The following is a 20541-nucleotide window of genomic DNA, read 5'->3' on the forward strand; positions in this document are numbered from 1 at the left end:
TCAGTTAAAGTTCAGCCAATTACTTGGACGACAAATACCGATGAAGTGACTGGTGACACGACGTACACGCCATCCGGTAACTATTACGAAGTTGATACGCCACGGGTAGCTGGCTATACTCCAGATAAGACTACGGTTCCAGCTGGTGTCAATGCAGTTACTACTATAAAGCCTGCAGATGCCAACGTTACTGTCACCTTTAAGGCTGACCCGCAAAGCACCACGGTGGAATACGTGGATGATGCTAACAACGGTGCTGTTGTCGGCACACCAACCAAGCTTGAAGGTGTTACTGATGGTACAGCAAGTTGGAACACCGATAATAAGCCAGCTAAATACACGTTGGCTACCGGTCAAGCGGCCAACGGAACGTATACGTTCAAGGCTGGCGATAACGCACCCGTTCAGATTCATTTGACGCACACGATCGCTTATACTACAACCACTTCAACGCGGACAATTCACTACGTTGTGAATGATCCAAACTATACTGGTGAAGTTCCAGCACCAACGGTTCAAAAGGTAACTTGGAATGTTGTGACGGATGAAGTCACTGGTACGAGTGTTGCTACGCCAACGGCAGCTTATTTCGAGAAAACTGCGCCTAATTTGACAGGTTATACTGCAAAACCAGGTAAAGTTGCTCAGCAGGCTTTAGGCAGTGTCGTTGCGCAAGATGTGCCAATGTATAACGAAGACGTTGTGGTTACTTACACGCCTACGTCACAACCAACAAAACCGGGTCTACCAACAACGGAGCCATCCGTTCCATCTGATGGTACTGGTGTTCCTGAAAACCAGCTAGGTGGTAATCCGACAGGTACACCAACGGAGCCCACCACGCCTGGGACGCCCGCTCCAGGAACAGCGACATCCGGAAAAACGACGAAGGGTCATGATTCACAGTCATCAACCGAAAATGGTAGTAGCGCAGGAACTGCAGAAGAATTGAAGACTTCTACAGCAGCTGGTGCAGGTTCAACCACGGTAACAACATCGAAGACTGAGAGTCAGCCTGGTTCAGTTTCAGCAACACAAAGTAACGCTTCGGTCGCTAACCAGCAAAAGTTGCCTCAAACCAATGAGCAAGATCATTCCGAAGTTGGTTTAGGTTTGCTTGGCTTGCTGACTAGTATGCTAGGCTTATCTGGGTTGAAACGTCGTAAACGAGATGGTGAGTAATTCAGTCATTACAAAATAATTTGTCATTAAACAGTGTGTGACAAAACTCGGTAGATTCCAGAATTTAACGTAAATAATGCCTATTCCGCGATTTGTGCGGAGTAGGCATTATTTGCGTTAAGTGGCGGGAATCTGAGTTTTGGCGCATGATTAGGCTATATTGACGCATTGAACCAAAGGACAGGCATCACTAATTTTTGCTGAAAAATTGATTGGAATGCTTGCCAATATAGACTTATGGCACAATCTTTTTTGTACAGAGAGATTCACATCAACAGCCCACAAAAACAGTATCTAATGTTGTGCTAGGTTCGGGCTCTAGCCTATAATGGAATTACGAGATTGAAGTGGAGGAAATTGTATGAACGGGACACATTTATCCAACCGGCTGCAAACTGTTGCCGATTTTGTTTCACCAGGGGCGCGGTTAGCTGACATTGGGTCAGATCATGCTTATCTGCCAGTACATTTAGCCAAACAGGGCGTCATTACTGCAGCGATTGCTGGCGAAGTGGTGAAGGGACCCTATCATAATGCGTTAACTGAGATTGAAAATGAGCAGCTGACGGATACGATTACGGCACGGTTGGCGGACGGACTTGCGGCGATTCAGCCAGCCGATAAGATTGATACGGTAACCATTGCTGGCATGGGCGGTACGCTGATCACGACTATTTTAGAAAATGGCAAGTCACATTTAACCCACCATGAACGGTTGATTTTACAGCCTAACGTGGGTGAAGATAACGTGCGGCGCTGGCTGCAGGATAACCGCTATCAAATCGTGGCAGAAAGGATCCTAGCCGAAGACGGTCACATCTACGAAATCATTGTGGCTGATCCGGTGGAAAAGCCAGTGACGTATACGGCGACTGAACTTAAATTTGGCCCCTATTTATTACGGGAAAAGAGCCTGGTCCTTCAACAGAAGTGGCGTCAAGAACAAGCCCGGCTCGATGAAGTGATTGCCACCATGAAGCAGGCCAAAAACGCGCCGCAAGCAAAAATTACGGCTTTTAAACAAGAACGCAATCAAATTCAGGAGGTCGTTTTAGATGAAGGTTAAAACGTTAATTAAACGGTTCGAACAGTTTGCGCCAAAGACGATTGCTGAACCGAAAGATCCCATCGGGCTACAGTTGGGGTCGCTGGAAGCTGATTTTCACAAAGTACTTGTGACTCTTGATGTGCGGCCAGAAGTGGTGGACGAAGCCATTGCGGTGGGAGCAGATTTAATCTTTGCCCACCATCCGGTAATGTTTCATCCAGCACGTAATTTAGACTTAGATGACCCGCAAAACCAGATGTATGCTACCTTGTTACAGCACCACATCACGGTGTATGCAGCTCACACTAATCTTGACAGTGCTGAAGGCGGGATGAACGACTGGTTGGCAGAAGCATTAGGCTTAACCAACACGGTTGGCTTGGTGGACGGTGTGACGGAAACTAATTATCTCCTGACCGTTCATGTGCAACCCGTCTATGCGGATGCGGTGCGGTTAGCCATGGTGGGCGCCGGTGCCGGTGATATGGCCCGGTATGCTGGTGCCAGCTATGAGTGGAACGGTACCACTTGGTTTACGCCGATGCAGGGCGCTGACCCCGAGTTAGGTCCCGTTGGCGAACGGAACAGTACCGATGAACTGGCGATTCAGATGCGAGTGCCGAATGCGAAATTGCAGGCGGTGGTAGCTGCTGTCAACGAGGTTTACCCAGGTGGTCATCCAGCTTTAGAGCTGACTAAATTAGACCACGAAGGGCATCAATTCAGCATGGGTCGCATCGGCGATTTATCTGAGGCAATGACGGTACGGGCGTTTGCTGAACACTGTAAGCAGGTTTTCAACGTTGACGGTTTACGGGTCATTGCTGAAGATTTGGACAAGCCGGTGCAACGGATTGCGGTACTTGGTGGCGATGGTGGGAAATTCTTTAAAATCGCTCAACGAAAGGGCGCCGATGCCTATGTGACCGGAGACGTTTATTACCATACTGGCCACGATATGATTGCGGCACATTTCCCAGTGATTGATCCTGGTCACCACATTGAAAGTATTTGCAAGCCCCACTTAACGGCACTATTCAAACAGTGGGCACAGCAAAACCAGTGGCAAATTGAAATTGTCCCATCAACATTAAATACTGATCCATTTACGTTTATTTGAAAGGGTGACGACTATGCAATATGACGATCTTATTCCCCGCTTTTTGAGATATGTAAAAGTTGAAACGCGCTCGAACGAAGACAGTGATACCGTTCCGTCAACTCAAAGCCAAGTTGACTTTTTGAAAACTTTGGCTGAAGAACTGACGGAGATTGGCTTGACGGATGTGCACGTGAGCCCTTCTAGTGGTTATGTTTTCGCCACTTTGTCCAGTAATATGAGTGAACCAGTGCCCACCATCGGCTTTATTTCCCACGTGGACACGGCGGACTTTAACGGTAAGGATATCAAACCGCAGATCGTTGAAAGCTATGATGGTCATTCGGTGATCAAACTAGATTCAGCTGGGAAATATACGTTGGATCCTAAGGTATTTCCCAACCTGTTAAATTACGCGGGGCAAACCTTGATCACCACTGATGGCTCAACGCTGTTAGGCTCAGATGACAAGTCTGGGGTGGCAGAAATCGTTACCGCTATGGCTTACTTAGTCGCCCATCCAGAGATCAAGCACGGCACGGTCAAAGTGGGCTTGGGACCAGATGAAGAAATCGGGACTGGTGCTGATCATTTTGACGTCAAGGATTTTGGTGCCGACTTTGCCTATACCGTTGATGGCGGGCCGCTGGGTCAGTTGGAATACGAAACTTTCAACGCCGCGGATGGGCGGGTTCACATTACTGGGACTAACGTGCACCCCGGTTCGGCTAAGGACACCATGGTAAATGCTAATCAACTCGCTATTGATTTCCATAATGCCTTACCAGAACACGACCGGCCCGAAAAAACGGCTGGCAGAGAAGGGTTCTTTCACCTCTACAAAATTAGCGGTGACGTGGATACGGCCGACCTGGGTTACATTATCCGTGATCACGACCGTCAGCAGTTTGAAGACCGCAAAAAACTGTTTGCGGGGATTGCAGACCAGCTAAACGCCAAATACGGTGCTGGTACGGTGCAAGTGACCTTGAAGGACCAGTATTACAACATGCGCGAAGTTATCGAAAAAGACATGAGCGTGGTGGCGCTGGCTAAACAAGCGATGATCGATCTGGACATTAAACCGGATATCGCACCAGTGCGGGGCGGTACGGATGGGTCCAAGATTTCGTTTTTAGGCATGCCTACACCCAATCTTTTCGCTGGCGGCGAGAACATGCACGGCCGGTTCGAATTTGTGTCAGAGCAGACCATGGCAAAGGCCACGGATGTCATTTTAAAGATCATCAGTTTAAACGCGAAAGAAGCATAGTACAGTCCAAAAGAGCTTTAACAGTTAAATCGGCTGCTAAAACTCTTTTACATTATGGTGATAAGGGGGAAACAGGGTCATGACGGAGTACGCCATTTTATGTGAAAAAGCCAGTGCGGCCAAGAACTTTGCCAGTGCCCTAGGCGGTACCAGTGGCGAGTTTGAAGGGCACACCTACCGCATCGTTCATTCTCATGGGCATTTGATGGAATTTGTTGACCCAAAGGAGCAGGTGCCAGCGGAAAAAGCGGCGCAGTATCGCTCTTGGAAAATCGAGCATTTACCTTGGCAAATTAACGATTTTAGTTGGGAGAAGCAACCCATCATGGCAAAAAATCCACGGACGGGACGAAAAAAATCCACGAAGTCAGATTTAGCCGAGATAAAAAAGTCAGTGGCCGACTGTGAATCACTGGTGATTGCGACCGATGTGGATCCTTCCGGTGAAGGTGAACTGTTAGCCTGGGAGATCATTAACGCGATTAAGTGGCAAAAACCAGTCAGGCGGCTGTATTTCGCGGATGAAGAAGCCCGTTCGATTCAAAGCGGCTTTCGTGAGATCAAGCCTATTACTAGTCAGCTGCAGGACGGTGACTACTTAAAGTCGGATGCCCGCAGCAAATGGGATTTTCTGTCCATGCAGCTAACGCGAATCGCCACCACGGTAACTAAACAAGCGGGCTATCCCGTTAAGGTGGTGCGCGAAGGCCGGTTAAAGTCTCTGATGGTGCGCCACGTGTACGAACAACTCATGGCCATTAAGAATTACAAGCGTAAGCCGTTTTACGAAGTGAAGTTTCAGGATAACGCGGAACACGTTTTCGCCCGGCGGTTTAAAGACGAAGAGGAAGCGGCCAAGTGGCGCCACGAGAAGCAAGTCGACGCCAAACAGGAGCTGGAACAGTATCATGAAAGTGAAATCACCAACGTCAAAAAGGTGCGGCGTCATTCAGCGCCACCAAAGCTGCTGGATCTTTCAAACCTGGCGTCCATCTTAGCGCCTAAAGGCTATAGCGCCAAAGAAGTATTAAGTACGTATCAGAAAATGTATGAAGCTAAAATCGTCAGTTATCCCCGGACGGATGATTCTAAGATCTCCATGGCGCAGTTTTATCAATTATTGCCGCTGGTGTCTAGGATTGCCGCAGTGGTGGACGTGGATCAACAATTGCTGACTCACCGTAAGCCGCGGTTTACTCACGTCACTAACGGCAGTGTGGATCACGGGGCTAACCGTCCCGGTGAAAAAGTGCCTAGTTCACTGAGCAGTTTAGCAAAGTACGGCAAGTCTGGTCCTGCCATTTATTCAGTGGTCGCCAAGAACTACCTGGCCATGTTGGGGGAGGACTATGAATTTGACCACACCACTGCGGAGTTGAAGGATTATCCGGCCTTTAAGACCGCTTTTAACGTTCCGGTGGCTTTGAATTACAAGCTGATTTTTGATAGTTCACGGCAAATTAGTGACACGGATGATGAATCAGGGACCGCTAAGCAGCAGTTGGGTAAAACCGCGGCACCTTTCATCTTCGAAGGGGCTAATAAGAAGCCGGTGAAGCCAACCATGAAGTGGCTAATGAACTATCTGCAGCACCATAACATCGGTACTGGGGCTACCCGAGTGTCCACGTTGTCGCAGATTACTGCGGGGACCACCGCGTTGATGAAGGAACGGCGGGGCGCTTTATCCATGACGGACACCGGCACCATTTCCGCCATTCTCACGGAAGGCACTATCATCAGCAGTACCAACGCCACTAAACGGCTGATGGACTTAATGGATCAAGTTGGGGCTTTTAAGCTGCAGCCGGAAGAACTGCTGACCACAGCGACTCAAACAGTGAACCATGATTTGCCCATCATGGTGGCGAATGCTGAGAAACTGAAGACCAATTTAGGCGATCCGGAAAAATTGGTGAAACACTACCCTAAGAAGGCGAAAACGGGCGGTCAAACAGCCAGTGGTCAAGAAGTTAACTTCAACCAAGTCTGGGGCGGTCACCATTTTTCTGAGCAAGAAGTGGCCGATTTACTGGCAGGTAAGGAGATTCAGTTCCAGATTAAGACCAAGCGGGGCAAGGATATGGCCGTTCACGGCAAACTGGCCCAGCAAACTTACCGTGGTCACAAATTTTGGGGCTTCAAACCAGCTGACGACGTCTTTCAAAAACGGCCGAAAACCCGGCGAAAAGCCCATTAATATCGTTTGGTCAAAAAAGGTCAAATTATTTTTATTTTCACGGAGACCTATGATAGAATGAACCAAGAAATGAATGATTCAGCATAATCAGTAAAGGATGATGATCATTTAATGAACCCAGACATTTTAACGCAATCCGTCACTGACGCCATTGCGGAGGCCCAACAGATCGCCGTTAATCGTAAACAGCAGTCGATTGGGGTCTCACATCTATTTAAATTTTTGATCCAACCGGGTCAGCTTGACCGGCAGATTTTTAGCGAGCTTGGTCTGAACATGGACAAGCTGAATACCGAATTAGATCACGAAATCGATTCAATCAGTGAAGTTGAAGGCAGCAACGTGGCTTATGGTCAAAACCTGTCACCGGACCTGTACCGTCTGTTGCAGAAGGCCGATGAAGTGCGCAAGGATCTGGGCGATGAGTACGTTGCTAGTGACACTTTGGTACTGGCTGTCGTTCAGATGAGCGGTAGTCGTTTTGGTGACTATCTCAATGAGCAGGGGTTGACCTTGCAGCAAGTAAAAAACAAAGTCACTGAAATTCGTGGAGGTGAAAAAATCACGTCAAAAAATCAAGAAGAAGGCTTTCAAGCCTTAGAAAAGTACGGCACCGATTTAGTTAAAGCCATGCGCAGCGGCAAGCGTGATCCCATTATCGGCCGGGATGAAGAAATCTTGACGGTCACCCGGATCTTGTCACGAAAAACTAAAAACAATCCCGTTTTGATTGGCGAACCCGGTGTGGGTAAAACCGCCATCGTGGAAGGCCTTGCCCAACGGATCGCGCGTGGTGACGTACCGGAGAACCTGAAGAACAAGTCGATCTTTTCACTGGACATGGGGTCGCTGATTGCTGGCGCCAAGTACCGTGGTGAATTTGAGGAACGGCTGAAGGCAGTTTTGAACGAAGTCAAGAAGTCTAACGGCGATATCATCATGTTCATCGATGAAATCCACAACATTGTGGGTGCCGGTAAGACGGAAGGCAGTATGGATGCTGGTAATTTGCTGAAACCCATGCTGGCTCGTGGCGAACTGCATTTGATCGGGGCTACCACGACGGATGAATACCGGCAGTATATGGAAAAGGACCGGGCTCTTGAACGCCGATTCCAAAAAGTGCCGGTAGCTGAACCTTCTGTTGCTGATACCATCACCATTTTGCGGGGATTACGTGAACGCTACGAAATTCATCATGGCGTGCGGATTCACGACAATGCCTTAGTGGCCGCGGCGAAATTATCGGACCGCTACATTACGGATCGCTACTTACCGGATAAGGCGTTGGACTTGGTGGATGAAGCCTCAGCGTCCATTCGGGTGGAAATGAACTCGGCACCTACCGAACTGGATCAGGCTCGGCGTCAGCAGATGCGGCTGCAGGTGGAAGAGGCAGCCTTAAAGCAGGAAACGGATGAAGCGTCCCAAGACCGCTTGAAAGAAGTCCAGAAGACTCTAGCTGACGTGAAGGAAACGGTAACTAGTTTAAACGCCCGTTGGGAAGACGAAAAGCAGTCTTTGGATGCCTTGAGCCAGAAAAAGACCGAGTTGGACAAAGCCAACCGCGATCTCAGTGATGCTGAAGCACAGTATGATTTGGATAAAGCAGCGGTCTTACAGCATGGCACCATTCCCCAATTGAAAAAGGAACTGGCGGCCATGGAAGATAAGGATCACTCTGGCGACTGGCTGGTTGAAGAATCGGTAACTGAAAAAGAAATCGCGGCGGTGGTCGCTAAGATGACGGGCATTCCCGTTAACCGCTTAGTGGCCACGGAACGCGAAAAGCTGCTGCATCTGGCAGATAATCTGCATAAACGGGTCATTGGCCAGGATGAAGCTGTCCAAGCGGTCTCAGATGCTGTTTTACGGTCACGTGCGGGCCTTCAGGACCCAAGCAAACCACTGGGGTCATTCCTATTCTTAGGACCGACTGGTGTGGGTAAAACTGAGTTGGCCAAGGCTTTGGCAGAAAACTTGTTTGATTCAGAAAGTGAAATGATCCGTATCGACATGTCTGAGTACATGGAAAAAGAATCCGTTTCCCGGTTAGTGGGGGCAGCTCCTGGCTACATTGGTTACGAAGAAGGTGGTCAGCTGACTGAAGCGGTTCGGCGGCACCCATACTCTATCGTCTTATTTGATGAAATTGAAAAGGCCCACCCAGACGTCTTTAACCTGTTATTGCAGGTATTGGATGATGGCCGTTTGACAGATAGTCAAGGACGCACGGTTAACTTCAAGAATACCCTGCTGATCATGACGTCAAATCTAGGATCGGATATTTTGCTGGAGGGCACGGATGCTCAGGGTCAAATTTCGGATGAGGCCAAAAAGCAGGTGGCTAGTTTATTGCAACGGTCATTTAAGCCGGAATTCTTGAACCGAATCGACGATACCATCATGTTTAAACCGTTGACTATAGCGGATGTTGAGCAGATCGTCGGTAAGTTAATCAAGCGGTTGTCTGACCGATTAGCTGAACAGCAGATCACCCTGACCATTACGCCAGAAGCCACCAACTGGTTAGCTAAGCGCGGTTATCTACCAGCTTATGGTGCTCGGCCGTTGGAAAGAACCATTACCAGCGTGGTTGAGACACCACTAGCTAGATTGATTATTGGCGGTAAAGTCAGTGCACAATCAACTGTTGAACTGACGCTGAACAGTGAAGGTAACGGAATTGCTTTTCAGACCCATTCAACTGCCGGTGAAGTACACACGGATAGTGAAGCGAATTAATTAAAACGACAAAAAAGCGGTAGCGCCCTGATTGGGAACTACCGCTTTTTATCTGGTTAATTGTTTGCTTTTGTATCTGAATTTGACACTAATTTGACGCCATTGGTGAAGATCAAGGCAGCAAGGGTGGCTACGACACCAATCTGTGCAGGTACGTAGGTCATAACTTCCAACTGGCCACCGATGTAGCCGATGACTTCACCAAAAATGACTGCCCAAAAAATAACAACCAAGTTTGCTTCTAATGCTTTCATTGTAGACACCTCGCAATCAAAAGAAATTTTAGCATAATGTCAGCCAAAATGAAAGCTTTAAAATGAGCCACTCTGTTATAATGGAGTTCGGAAGTTTAACGAGAAAGGAAGCCGATGAATCATGGCGTTTGTTCCATTACAAGTCATCAGCAGCTACAGTCTGCTGCAAAGTACCAACCAGTTGGAAGAACTGGTGAAAACCGCGGCTGAGCGGGGATATCAGGCACTGGCACTGACTGACCGCAACGTCATGTACGGCACGGTTGAGTTTTACCAGCTCTGTCAGAAGTACAGCGTTCAGCCCGTGATTGGCTTGACGGCTGACTTAGCGGGAATTTTTGCTAGTGAGCAGACGTTTCCAATGGTTTTGCTGGCTAAGAACCAGACTGGCTACCAACATTTAATGGCCATATCGTCTTATTTGCAAACCCGACCTGATCAAGAACCGGTGACTGTAGCGCAAATTCAACAGTGGTTCCATGATTTGATGGTGATTTTACCCAGTGAAAGCGAGCTGCAGTACTGGCTTGATCAGGGGGAACAGGGAAACGTTCATCAGTTACTGAGCCGCTTAAGCCAAATTGTTGATGAAGACAGTTTGTTGATCGGCATTGCGCCCACTCAGTCGGCCGCTGTCCGTCAGTTGTTGACCAAATTAGCTGCGGAGGCCCGGGTACGAGTCGTGGCCTTACCAGAAGTTCGTTATTTGAATGCTGACGACCGGTTTGCTGTTGGGGTCTTAAACGCGATTAAGGACGGCACCACCATCAGTAACCTTGCTGACGCGCAGAAGAAGACGGGTCAGTACTGGTTACGACCAGCCGCTGAGTATACCAGTATATACGAAGAGCTGGGGTTAAAAGCAGCGGCGGCGTTAACGGAAACTGTGGCTCAGACTTGTCAGGTGCAGTTAAAGTTTCAGCACCCACAGCTACCCCGATTTCAAACGCCTGATCAACAGCCAGTCAAAACATACTTACTGGCGCAATGTCAGACAGGGTTAACGCGACGTTTACAGGAAAATCACATTACGGATGCCGAACCGTATGACAAGCGACTAGCCCACGAGTTAGACGTCATTGACCGTATGGGGTTCAACGATTATTTCTTGATTGTCTGGGATGTGATGCAGTTTACCAAACGGGCACAGATCACCACTGGCCCCGGTCGTGGGTCGGCGGCGGGTTCTCTGGTGGCGTATGTTCTGGGGATTACGGATGTGGATCCGTTGCAATACCACTTACTCTTCGAACGTTTCTTAAACGAAGAACGGGCGCAGATGCCTGATATTGATTTGGATATTCCCGATAACCGCCGTGAGGAAGTTTTGGAATACGTTCATCAAAAATACGGCCATGAGCGGGTGGGGCAAATCATCACGTTTGGGACCCTAGCTACTAAGCAGGCCATTCGCGACGTGGGTCGGGTGTTTGGCCTACGTTCGTATGAACTCAGTGAATGGAGCAAAACGGTCCCAAGCGTCTTTCATATTTCCTTAAAAGACGCCTATCAGCAATCTCAGCCATTACAAAACTTAGTGGCGGATTCTGCTACGAATAAATTGTTGTTTGAAACGGCTTCTAAATTAGAGGGGCTACCGCGGCACTACTCCACCCACGCGGCGGGGATCGTGTTAAGTGATCAGCCACTGACTGAGATCGTGCCGGTTCAAAACGGGTCAGAAACCATGTTAATGACGCAGTATACCAAGGACTATGTTGAACAGGTCGGCTTGTTGAAGATGGATTTTCTAGGGCTGCGTAACCTAAGTTTGTTAGCTGCGGCGTTGAAATACGTCAAAGTACAGACGGGGCGCGATTTAAATATTAGTCAAATTAATTTGAATGACGCTGATACGTTGGCTTTATTTCAAAGAGGCGATACCAATGGGGTGTTCCAATTTGAATCCAGCGGCATTAAAAACGTCTTGAGACGGCTGCACCCAGATAATTTTGAACTGGTAGCTGCGGTCAATGCGCTGTATCGGCCGGGACCAATGGAAAATATTGACCACTTTATTAAGCGGCGGTTCGGCCAAGAACCTGTGACTTACCCAGATGATTCATTGAAGGGGATTCTAGCACCAACCTATGGCATCATCGTTTATCAAGAACAAGTTATGCAGGCTGCCTCCGCCATGGCTGGATTCACCTTGGGTCAGGCCGATTTACTCCGGCGGGCCATGAGTAAGAAGAAAAAGGCCACTATGGAAGCCATGCGCAAACGGTTTATTGATGGTGCCGTTTCCGGTGGGCACAGGGTTGAAGCCGCTGAGGCTACCTTTGATTATATTGACCGGTTTGCCAACTACGGCTTTAACCGCTCACATGCGGTTGCTTACAGTAAAATGGCCTTTGAGCTGGCTTATTTAAAAGCTCATTACCCAGCGGCCTTTTTCACCGCCTTATTGAATTCCGTTTTAAATAACAGTGCCAAGACGAAACTGTATTTAATGGAAGCTAAACGGCATCAGGTAACTATTTTGCCACCTGATATTAACCACAGCGGTGCGTATTTCCGCTTGGAAAACAACCAAATTCGCTTTGGCTTAGCTTCGATTAAAGGCATGCGCCGGGATCTGTTACAAAGCATCATGACTGAGCGGCAGACTAACGGCGGCTTTAAGTCGCTGCACCAGTTTTTACTGCGCTTGGATCCTAAGTGGTTGAAGGCCGACCTCATCGAGGGATTGATATACTCTGGGGCCTTTGACGATTTTGGTTATAACCGGGCTGAACTGATTGCCAGTCTGCCAGAATTCTTAAGCAGCGTGGAACTCAGCGGTAGCAGTATGGATCTGTTTGAAGCTTTAGCACCAAAAATCAAGCACCAGCCGGATCTGCCGTTGAATGAACGGCTGGAGAAGGAAAACGAATATTTGGGCGCTTACCTGTCAGGTCACCCAGTTGAGCAGTATGCTGATTTAGCTCAGCGGCGCAACGCGGTCTCCATTGGTGATCTCAGTGTTGACCAGCACGTGACGCTGGTGGTTTACGTGACCCGTATCCGGACCATTCGAACCAAGCGAGGGGATCAGATGGCGTTTTTGACGGCCAGTGATCTGACCGGGGAGACCAGTATCACCGTCTTTCCGAATACGTATCGGCGAATTGCCACCTGGCTGGCAAAAGAACAGGTGATCGTGGTTAGCGGGAAAGTCGAAACTAACCGGGGCAGCCTGCAGGTCGTGGCTGATTCAGCAATGCAAGCTACTGAGGAACAACCTTTGAAACCAGAACAGTCCACGCCTAAAGCGTTGCGAGGGAGTCGGTGGTTCTTGCGGCTGACTGGGGCAACGGATGAAACGGCAACGATGACGAAACTGACTCAGTTTTTAAAGGCGCATGATGGTCAGACACCCGTGATTATTTACCGGGTAGCTGACGATAGCAAACGAATTTTAAATCAGCAATATTGGTTGCCAGCCAGTGAGCAATTAGTGACACCATTAGAGCAAATTTTGGGTGACCATAACGTGGTCTTGCAGGTGAAAAATTAAAATTTAGCGTTAAGTTTATCTTAAGAAAAGGCATGAAAACGCTTTTATGACGGAAATGTTCAGTTTTTGAGAAAACACCGCAGACATTAAATTTGAAAAGTGCTAAAATAACAAACGGATTCCAAATTGGATTGGTTTAGCTGTGATAATCATCACAAGATGATATGGCAAGCAAATCAGTCTTAAACTCAAAGGAGAGATTTTTCTTATGAAGAAAACCAAGATCGTAAGTACACTTGGTCCCGCTAGTACCGATGTCGACACAATCGTAAAGCTGATTGAGGCTGGCGCTAACATTTTCCGGTTTAACTTTTCTCATGGTGATCATGAAGAACATTTAGGCCGTTTGAACAACGTCCACGAAGCTGAAAAGATTACTGGTAAGACTGTTGGTATCATGCTTGATACTAAGGGTGCTGAAATTCGGACTACCGTTCAAAAAGACGGTAAAATCCAATATCAGACTGGTGACAAGCTCCGAATTTCTATGGATGAATCCTTAGAAGGTGTTAAGGATAAGATCGCGGTCACATATCCTGGTTTATTCGATGACGTTAGTGTTGGCGGTCACGTCTTATTCGACGATGGTCTGCTTGACATGGTCGTTGATGAAAAGGACGACGCTAACAAAGAATTAGTTGGTACCATGCAAAACGATGGTGTGCTTGGTTCACGTAAAGGTGTTAACGCACCTGGCGTTTCAATCAATTTACCAGGTATCACTGAAAAGGATGCTTCTGATATTCGTTTTGGTTTGGATCACGAAATTAACTTTATCGCCGCATCATTTGTTCGTAAGCCACAAGACGTTATGGACATTCGTGAATTATTGGAAGAAAAGCACATGGAACACGTCCAAATCTTCCCTAAGATCGAATCACAAGAAGGTATCGACAACTTTGACGATATTATCAAAGTTTCTGATGGTTTGATGGTCGCTCGTGGTGACATGGGTGTTGAAATTCCAACTGAAAACGTGCCATTGGTACAAAAGCGCTTGATCCGTAAGTGCAACGTTTTGGGCAAGCCAGTTATTACTGCTACTCAAATGTTGGATTCAATGCAAGAAAACCCACGTCCTACTCGTGCCGAAGCATCTGACGTTGCTAACGCCGTCTTTGATGGTACTGACGCAACCATGCTTTCTGGTGAAAGTGCTAACGGCGAATACCCAGTAGAAGCCGTTTCAACGATGAACCGGATCGATATCAAGGCTGAAAATGCTTTGAAGGACTTTGGTACTGACCACATGGACTTAGCTAACGCTGACGTTACTGAATCAATTGGTGCTTCAGTTGCTCGTGTTGCTAAGAGCTTGGGCGTTAAGACCATCGTTGCTGCTACTGAATCAGGCTACACTGCTCGTATGATCAGCAAGTACCGTCCAGATGCTAACATCTTGGCCGTTACCTTCGATGACCGTACTCGTCGTGGTTTGATGGTTAACTGGGGCGTATACCCAATCGTTGCTGAAAAGCCAGCTAACACCGACGCTATGTTTGATTTAGCAGCTGCTAAGGCTGTTGAAACTGGCTTAGCTAAGGAAGGCGACTTGATCTTGATTACTGCCGGTGTTCCCGTTGGCGAACGCGGTACGACTAACCTGATGAAGGTTCAATTGATCGGTTCAAAGTTAGTACGTGGCCAAGGTGTCGGCGATGACACTGTTATTGGTAAAGCCGTATTAGCATCAAACGCCGAAGAAGCTAACAGCAAGACGACTGAAGGCAGCATTCTGGTTACTAAGAATACTGACAAAGACTACTTGCCAGCTATCGAAAAGGCTAGCGCCGTTATCGTTGAAAACGGTGGCTTAACTTCACACGCAGCCGTAGTTGGTATCTCAATGGGAATCCCAGTTATCGTTGGCGCTGAAGGTGCCTCAGAAAAGATTTCTGATGGTGAATTGATCACTGTTGACTCACGTCGCGGTGTTGTTTACCACGGTGCTTCAAACGCACTTTAATCAACTTAATTAGCTGATATTGAAAAGCCTAGCCCTTGCGGCTGGGCTTTTTTAGTTGCCCTGAGATTCTGAGGTGAGAATAAACTACCTTCCCAGGTCAATATGTGCGATAATATCAAAAGATGTGTAATATAAGAGAACGAACGGGGATACTAAAATGAATGATGAATTAACCCAGTTGCTCGGCCGAATTATTAGCGGCGAAGTAACTGATGAAAATGACAAGCAATATTTTGTCCAAACTAATGGTCTGACATTTCGCCTTGATAAAGGTGAAATTAAAAAGCCGTTAAAATTGGGCAGTCAGTTTAAGGGTTTTGCTTACGAAAACGAACAGCATCAATTACAGATCACACGGGACGCACCAAAAGTCCAAGTGGATCACTATGGTTTTGGTGAAGTGGTTCGTGTACAACGGGGACTGGGTGTGTTCGTAAATATCGGTCTACCTAATAAAGACATTGTGGTGTCGTTAGATAATTTACCTGAGATTGCAGGATTGTGGCCTCAACGCGGTGACCGTTTAATGCTGGCCATCACCCTTGATAAGAAGGGTCGGATGTGGGGCGATTTAGGCGATGAAGCACTCTATCGAGTAATTTCACAACCAGTAGCAACTAAGTCTAAGTTAACGAATAAAGACGTTGTCGCAACGGCCTATCGTTTGAAGCTTACCGGTACGATGGTGCTGACTAGTGATTATAACCTGGGATTCATTCCACCAGAAGAACGTGATGAAGAACCTCGTTTAGGACAGCAGTTGAACGCTCGAGTGGTCAGCCAATTTCCTGATGGGACGTTAAAACTGTCGTTACGGCCACGGGCTTATCAAGCAATTCCAGAGGATGCGCTGATGTTACTGGCAACCCTGCAACACGCACCGGAAGGCAAAGTTGGGTTCACGGATAAGAGTGATCCGGATGATATCAAAGATTACTTCGGGATTAGCAAAGGACAGTTCAAGCGGGCAGTCGGCCATCTGATGAAGCAGCGGTTTGCTGAACAGCATGATGGTTACCTGTGGTTAACTGAAGCAGGACGTGATCAAAATGGACGAGCAGATTGAGGATTTTCTGCACGATTTACGAATTGAGCGGGGTCTAGCAGCAAATACCATCAGTTCGTATCGGTTGGATTTAAAAGAGTTTCACCAGTTTTTGGTCCAACAGCACATCGCCAACTTGGCTAAGGTGGATCAGCTGACGATCCTTAATTTTTTGAAGCAGCAGCAAAACAGCGGTAAAGCACGTAACAGTGTCACCCGAATGGTGTCTACGTTGCGCCACTTTTTCCAGTACTTGGTTCAAAACGAGCAGCTAACCGTTGATCCAATGGCAGAAATTAAGGCACCTAAAAAAGGCCGACCACTGCCTCAAGTGTTGACTGTGCCGGAAGTTGATGCACTATTGGCTGCACCGGATACCACTAATAAGTACGGTATTCGTGATCGCGCCATTTTAGAAGTGATGTATGCCACTGGTTTGCGGGTCAGTGAACTGGTCCATCTTAAAATGGGTGAACTGCACCTTGAAATGGGACTGATTCAGACCATTGGTAAAGGAAATAAGGAACGCATCATTCCCATTGGTGACGTGGCTATCGACTGGATCGACCGTTACTTAAATCAGAGTCGACCGCTATTGCTAAAACAGCGGACATCACCCTATTTATTCCTCAACGCACATGGCAGCGGGCTGAGTCGGCAAAGTATCTGGCAAAAGATTCAGCACTATGTCAGTGTGGCTGGTATTCGTAAACATGTGACGCCGCATACGCTACGGCATTCATTTGCCACCCATATTCTGGAAAATGGCGCCGATTTACGGATCGTTCAGGAGTTGTTAGGCCATTCGGATATTTCTACGACCCAAATTTACACGCATATCTCAAAGAAACACTTAACGGAAGTTTATCGTAAAGCTCATCCAAGAGCGTAACGTTACGGGGGGATCAATTTGTTACTTAAATATCGTAATGATTATGAAAAAGTGGCAATGGGGTTGCTCTCTTTTGCGCCCGCATTAAAAAAAATTGACCGACTGCAAGCAGAACTGCAGTGGTATCAAAATAGTGAGGCCAGACAGTTGCTACTGTGGAAGGATGTTAATCAGGATTTCTCTGGCATTGTGGGGGTTGAATTGCGCCCGCATTTTGTGGTGATGCGATTGATTGCCTTAACGCCCGCGGCTCGTGAAGAGGATCAAACCAACACCATTTTAGACGAACTCCAGGACATGTATCCGGATCAGCGCATCATGGGCACATTGGAAACAACGCGGATCATTGCTAAGTGGGAGGCCAGCCATGAGTGAACAACCAGTACTGATTCACGTGCAGAATTTTGACGGCCCTTTAGACTTGCTGTTACATTTGATCAAATCAGCCTCCATTGATATCTATGACATTCCTATTGTGGCGATTACGGATCAGTATATGACGGCTTTACGGCAGATGCAGGATCACCAGCTTGACGTAGCGGGCGATTACTTTGTCATGGCTGCGACACTGATGAAGATGAAGGCCAAGTTACTTTTGCCGGTGGAAGAAACACCAGTAGCGGAAGACGAAGAACCTAGCCTCGAAGAAATGCAGGAAGACCTGGTCAACCGACTGGTGAAATATCAGCGATACAAACAAGCGGCTGGCTGGTTTAAACAGCAAGCCGCTGCCCGGCAAAAGTTTTACACTCGGCCTGAAATGGCGGTACCGGTGGGAGTTAAGTTGGGCAAGTTAGCGCCGGGATTGACCGCAGCTGATTTGCAACGGGTTTTGGCTGAGTTAACGGAGCGCCGCCGACAGCCCGAATTACCAATGCGGTTGATTCATGATGAGCAGTACACGGTTAAGGGGCAGATTCATACCCTGCGTTTTAAGCTCAGTAAGGTTCGTGCAGCTGTTCCGTTTGGTCAGCTGTTTGACAAAAAACCTGATCGAGAAGAATTGGTGACGACTTTTCTGGCGCTACTGGAAATGACCAAACAGCATGAAATTGCTGTGGATCAGCCCAGTCGTGTGATGCCAATCACCGTTAAACCGGCAAAATTGGGAGAAGAATGATGAGTAAGATACAACAATTAGAAGCGTTACTGTTTATTAGCGGCGAGTCGGGACTAACGGTTCAAGAACTAGCTGATCTAACGGATTCAATGGTGCCAGCAGTGAACCAATCATTGTCAAAATTAAACCAAAAGTACGCCAGCGACCCAGATTCAGCACTGGTGATTTTAAAGAGTAACGACACGGTCCGGCTGGCAACCAAGGAAACCTTAGCTAACGTTGTGAGCCAATATTTCGAAGCACCAAGTTCCACCGGTTTGTCACAGGCGTCACTAGAAGTGTTAGCCATTATTGCGTATAATCAACCCATTACCCGAATTGAAATCGATGAGATTCGTGGGGTGCAAAGTTCAGGGACACTCAACAAGCTGATGCTACGGCAGCTGATTACTGAATCGGGACGTAAGAAGGGACCGGGGAGACCGAAGCTTTACAAAACCACGGATTATTTTATGGACTATTTTGGACTCAAGCAGTTGGCGGATCTGCCACCGCTGCCTGAAGCGCAAACGGTCCCAGATGATGAACAGAACAGCGATTTATTTTTGAAACAATTTAACGAACAGATAAACTCGGAGGATAATTAATTACATGGAACGATTGCAAAAAGTTATGGCACATGCGGGCGTTGCTTCACGGCGCAGCTCAGAAAAACTGATCACTTCTGGTCACGTTAAGGTGAACGGTGAAACGGTGACTGAATTGGGTGTTAAGGTTAGCAAGCACGACCGGATTTTGGTGGATGAAGTTCCTATTCAAACCGAAATGCCAATCTACATTTTAATGAACAAACCCCGTCAAGTGGTCTCAACAGTTTCCGATGACAAGCACCGGAAGACGGTGATTGATTTATTGGATGACGAAATCAAAGAACGGGTCTATCCCGTTGGCCGACTGGACTATGACACCACGGGTTTAATTTTATTGACTAATGACGGCGAATTGGCTAATCAGCTGACCCATCCAAAGTACGAAGTGGATAAGACTTACGTGGCGAAGGTTCAAGGTATTCCAACCAATGAAGAACTGAAGAACTTGCGTAAAGGGGTCAGTCTTGAAGGCAAGCGAACAGCTCCAGCAAGGTCAAAACTGCTTTCCAGTGACGATAAGCGGAAAACGGCTATCGTTTCTTTAACAATCCATGAAGGCAAGAATCACCAAGTGAAGAAAATGCTTCAAGCCATTGGTCATCCAGTGATGAAACTGAAACGTGAGACTTATGCATTCTTGACGCTGAATGGGGTTCAGCCTGGAGAATTTCGGGAACTGAATCCTGAAGAAGTCAAAGAACTCAAGCGGGTCGCAGAACTAGACAAATAACTTGCATTCTTGAAGTTTACCTTGTACAATAATCACAAGTAATTTAATAGCATGGTTCATCTTCAGGGCAGGGTGTAATTCCCGACCGGCGGTAATAGTCCGCGACCTACTTTTAGGAGTAGTTGATTCGGTGTGATTCCGAAACCGACAGTAAAGTCTGGTATAAAGAAGATTGGGTTCATACAAGCGATTGTGAGACCGAATTGATTTTCCTCTGAAGAAAATTAATTCGGCTTTTTGTTTACGTTTTCATTTGAAGATGACCAGTTTGGGAGGGTATATCCAATGGAACATAGTCAATCATTTAGCATTCGTCAAGTTGTGATTATGTCACTGTTTGCTGGTATTTCGTTTTTGCTCTACTTCATTTCGTTTCCAATTTTACCGTTCGTTTCATACATGAAAGTTGATTTTTCAGACATTCCGGTGTTGTTAGGGATGGTCATGTTTGGACCGTTAGGTGGGATATTGATTGCTGCCATCAAGGGACTGCTTTACTGGTTGATGACGGGCGTTGATATTGCTAATTTTATTGGTGTCGCAGCCAGTTTTGTGGCTTCAGTCAGTTACCTGCTGCCGGTTTATTTCATTTTGAAACACGTTAAAAAGTATAAAACAGTGACCCGTTTGATTCTTGCAATCATTGCCGGTACGGTTAGTTTATCCGTGATTATGGCGTTGCTCAACGTCACCATCCTGATTCCGGTTTACATGGCGGTACTGCACATGAAGATTACCATTCCACTGTCACAAATGGTCTTGTTTGGTGTTGTGCCATTTAACCTGATCAAGGGAGTCTTGGTGGGCGTCGTGTTCATTATTGTGGCTGATCGCATGAAGTCTTTTTTAAGACAACAATCTGACTTACTCTAAAACCGCTTTTAAGATCTTTCGTAAA

The 20541-nt window shown here is 47.2% G+C and carries 16 protein-coding genes and 1 riboswitch; of the genes, 15 read left to right on the top strand and 1 reads right to left on the bottom strand.

Features of this window, described 5'->3' with window-relative positions; translation table 11 throughout:
- The 6 genes from AC6H04_RS08795 to clpB form a co-directional block, all read left to right on the top strand.
- A partial coding sequence (locus AC6H04_RS08795; protein WP_497571309.1) for a mucin-binding protein occupies nt 1–1182 on the top strand: 1182 nt, incomplete at its 5' end.
- A 361-nt stretch (nt 1183–1543) separates the two neighbouring features.
- On the top strand, nt 1544–2248 hold the full coding sequence (locus tag AC6H04_RS08800; protein WP_497571310.1) for a tRNA (adenine(22)-N(1))-methyltransferase: 705 nt from the start codon (nt 1544–1546) through the stop codon (nt 2246–2248).
- The gene (locus tag AC6H04_RS08805; RefSeq protein ID WP_497571311.1) at nt 2238–3350 is read left to right on the top strand and encodes a Nif3-like dinuclear metal center hexameric protein; all 1113 of its coding nucleotides are present in this window, start codon (nt 2238–2240) and stop codon (nt 3348–3350) included. The genes AC6H04_RS08800 and AC6H04_RS08805 overlap by 11 nt, the downstream gene beginning before the upstream one ends.
- A 13-nt stretch (nt 3351–3363) precedes the next feature.
- On the top strand, nt 3364–4602 hold the full coding sequence (gene pepT, locus AC6H04_RS08810) for a peptidase T (RefSeq protein ID WP_497571312.1): 1239 nt from the start codon (nt 3364–3366) through the stop codon (nt 4600–4602).
- A 79-nt stretch (nt 4603–4681) separates the two neighbouring features.
- Nucleotides 4682–6802 carry a DNA topoisomerase gene (locus AC6H04_RS08815; protein ID WP_497571313.1) on the top strand — a complete coding sequence of 707 codons (2121 nt, stop codon included), beginning with the start codon at nt 4682–4684 and terminating at the stop codon, nt 6800–6802.
- A gap of 111 nt (nt 6803–6913) precedes the next feature.
- On the top strand, nt 6914–9547 hold the full coding sequence (gene clpB, locus AC6H04_RS08820) for an ATP-dependent chaperone ClpB (RefSeq protein ID WP_497571314.1): 2634 nt from the start codon (nt 6914–6916) through the stop codon (nt 9545–9547).
- 56 nt (nt 9548–9603) lie between these two features.
- On the opposite strand, the gene AC6H04_RS08825 is transcribed toward clpB, so the two are convergent.
- A complete protein-coding gene (locus tag AC6H04_RS08825; protein ID WP_497571315.1) occupies nt 9604–9801 on the bottom strand; it encodes a YjzD family protein in 198 nt (65 codons plus the stop codon).
- 121 nt (nt 9802–9922) lie between these two features.
- Between AC6H04_RS08825 and dnaE the strand changes: the two genes are divergently transcribed.
- The 9 genes from dnaE to AC6H04_RS08870 all read left to right on the top strand — a co-directional run bounded on the left by dnaE (nt 9923) and on the right by AC6H04_RS08870 (nt 20516).
- Entirely contained in the window at nt 9923–13300 is a 3378-nt protein-coding gene (dnaE, locus tag AC6H04_RS08830) for a DNA polymerase III subunit alpha (protein WP_497571316.1), read from the top strand.
- 208 nt (nt 13301–13508) lie between these two features.
- Nucleotides 13509–15266 (top strand): pyruvate kinase, encoded by a 1758-nt coding sequence (gene pyk / locus AC6H04_RS08835; RefSeq protein ID WP_497571317.1) that lies wholly within the window; start codon nt 13509–13511, stop codon nt 15264–15266.
- A 157-nt stretch (nt 15267–15423) separates the two neighbouring features.
- On the top strand, nt 15424–16332 hold the full coding sequence (locus tag AC6H04_RS08840) for a CvfB family protein (RefSeq protein ID WP_497571318.1): 909 nt from the start codon (nt 15424–15426) through the stop codon (nt 16330–16332).
- Nucleotides 16316–17203: a site-specific tyrosine recombinase XerD gene (gene xerD / locus AC6H04_RS08845; protein WP_497571319.1), complete on the top strand. Its 888-nt coding sequence runs from the start codon at nt 16316–16318 to the stop codon at nt 17201–17203. The genes AC6H04_RS08840 and xerD overlap by 17 nt, the downstream gene beginning before the upstream one ends.
- Before the next feature lie 18 nt (nt 17204–17221).
- Nucleotides 17222–17578 (top strand): N-acetyltransferase, encoded by a 357-nt coding sequence (locus tag AC6H04_RS08850; RefSeq protein ID WP_497571320.1) that lies wholly within the window; start codon nt 17222–17224, stop codon nt 17576–17578.
- Nucleotides 17571–18323: a segregation and condensation protein A gene (locus tag AC6H04_RS08855; protein ID WP_497571321.1), complete on the top strand. Its 753-nt coding sequence runs from the start codon at nt 17571–17573 to the stop codon at nt 18321–18323. The genes AC6H04_RS08850 and AC6H04_RS08855 overlap by 8 nt, the downstream gene beginning before the upstream one ends.
- Complete coding sequence (scpB, locus tag AC6H04_RS08860) at nt 18323–18910, top strand: SMC-Scp complex subunit ScpB (protein WP_497571322.1); 588 nt, start codon at nt 18323–18325, stop codon at nt 18908–18910. The genes AC6H04_RS08855 and scpB overlap by 1 nt, the downstream gene beginning before the upstream one ends.
- Nucleotides 18911–18914: 4 nt before the next feature.
- Nucleotides 18915–19643 carry a pseudouridine synthase gene (locus AC6H04_RS08865; protein ID WP_497571323.1) on the top strand — a complete coding sequence of 243 codons (729 nt, stop codon included), beginning with the start codon at nt 18915–18917 and terminating at the stop codon, nt 19641–19643.
- Nucleotides 19644–19697: 54 nt separating this feature from the next.
- Nucleotides 19698–19820, top strand: a riboswitch (FMN riboswitch).
- Between the two features lie 108 nt (nt 19821–19928).
- Nucleotides 19929–20516, top strand: a complete 588-nt coding sequence (locus AC6H04_RS08870) for an ECF transporter S component (protein ID WP_497571324.1) — start codon at nt 19929–19931, stop codon at nt 20514–20516.
- Nucleotides 20517–20541: the final 25 nt, after the last annotated feature.

This window comes from Secundilactobacillus sp. MJ173 (assembly GCF_059704265.1).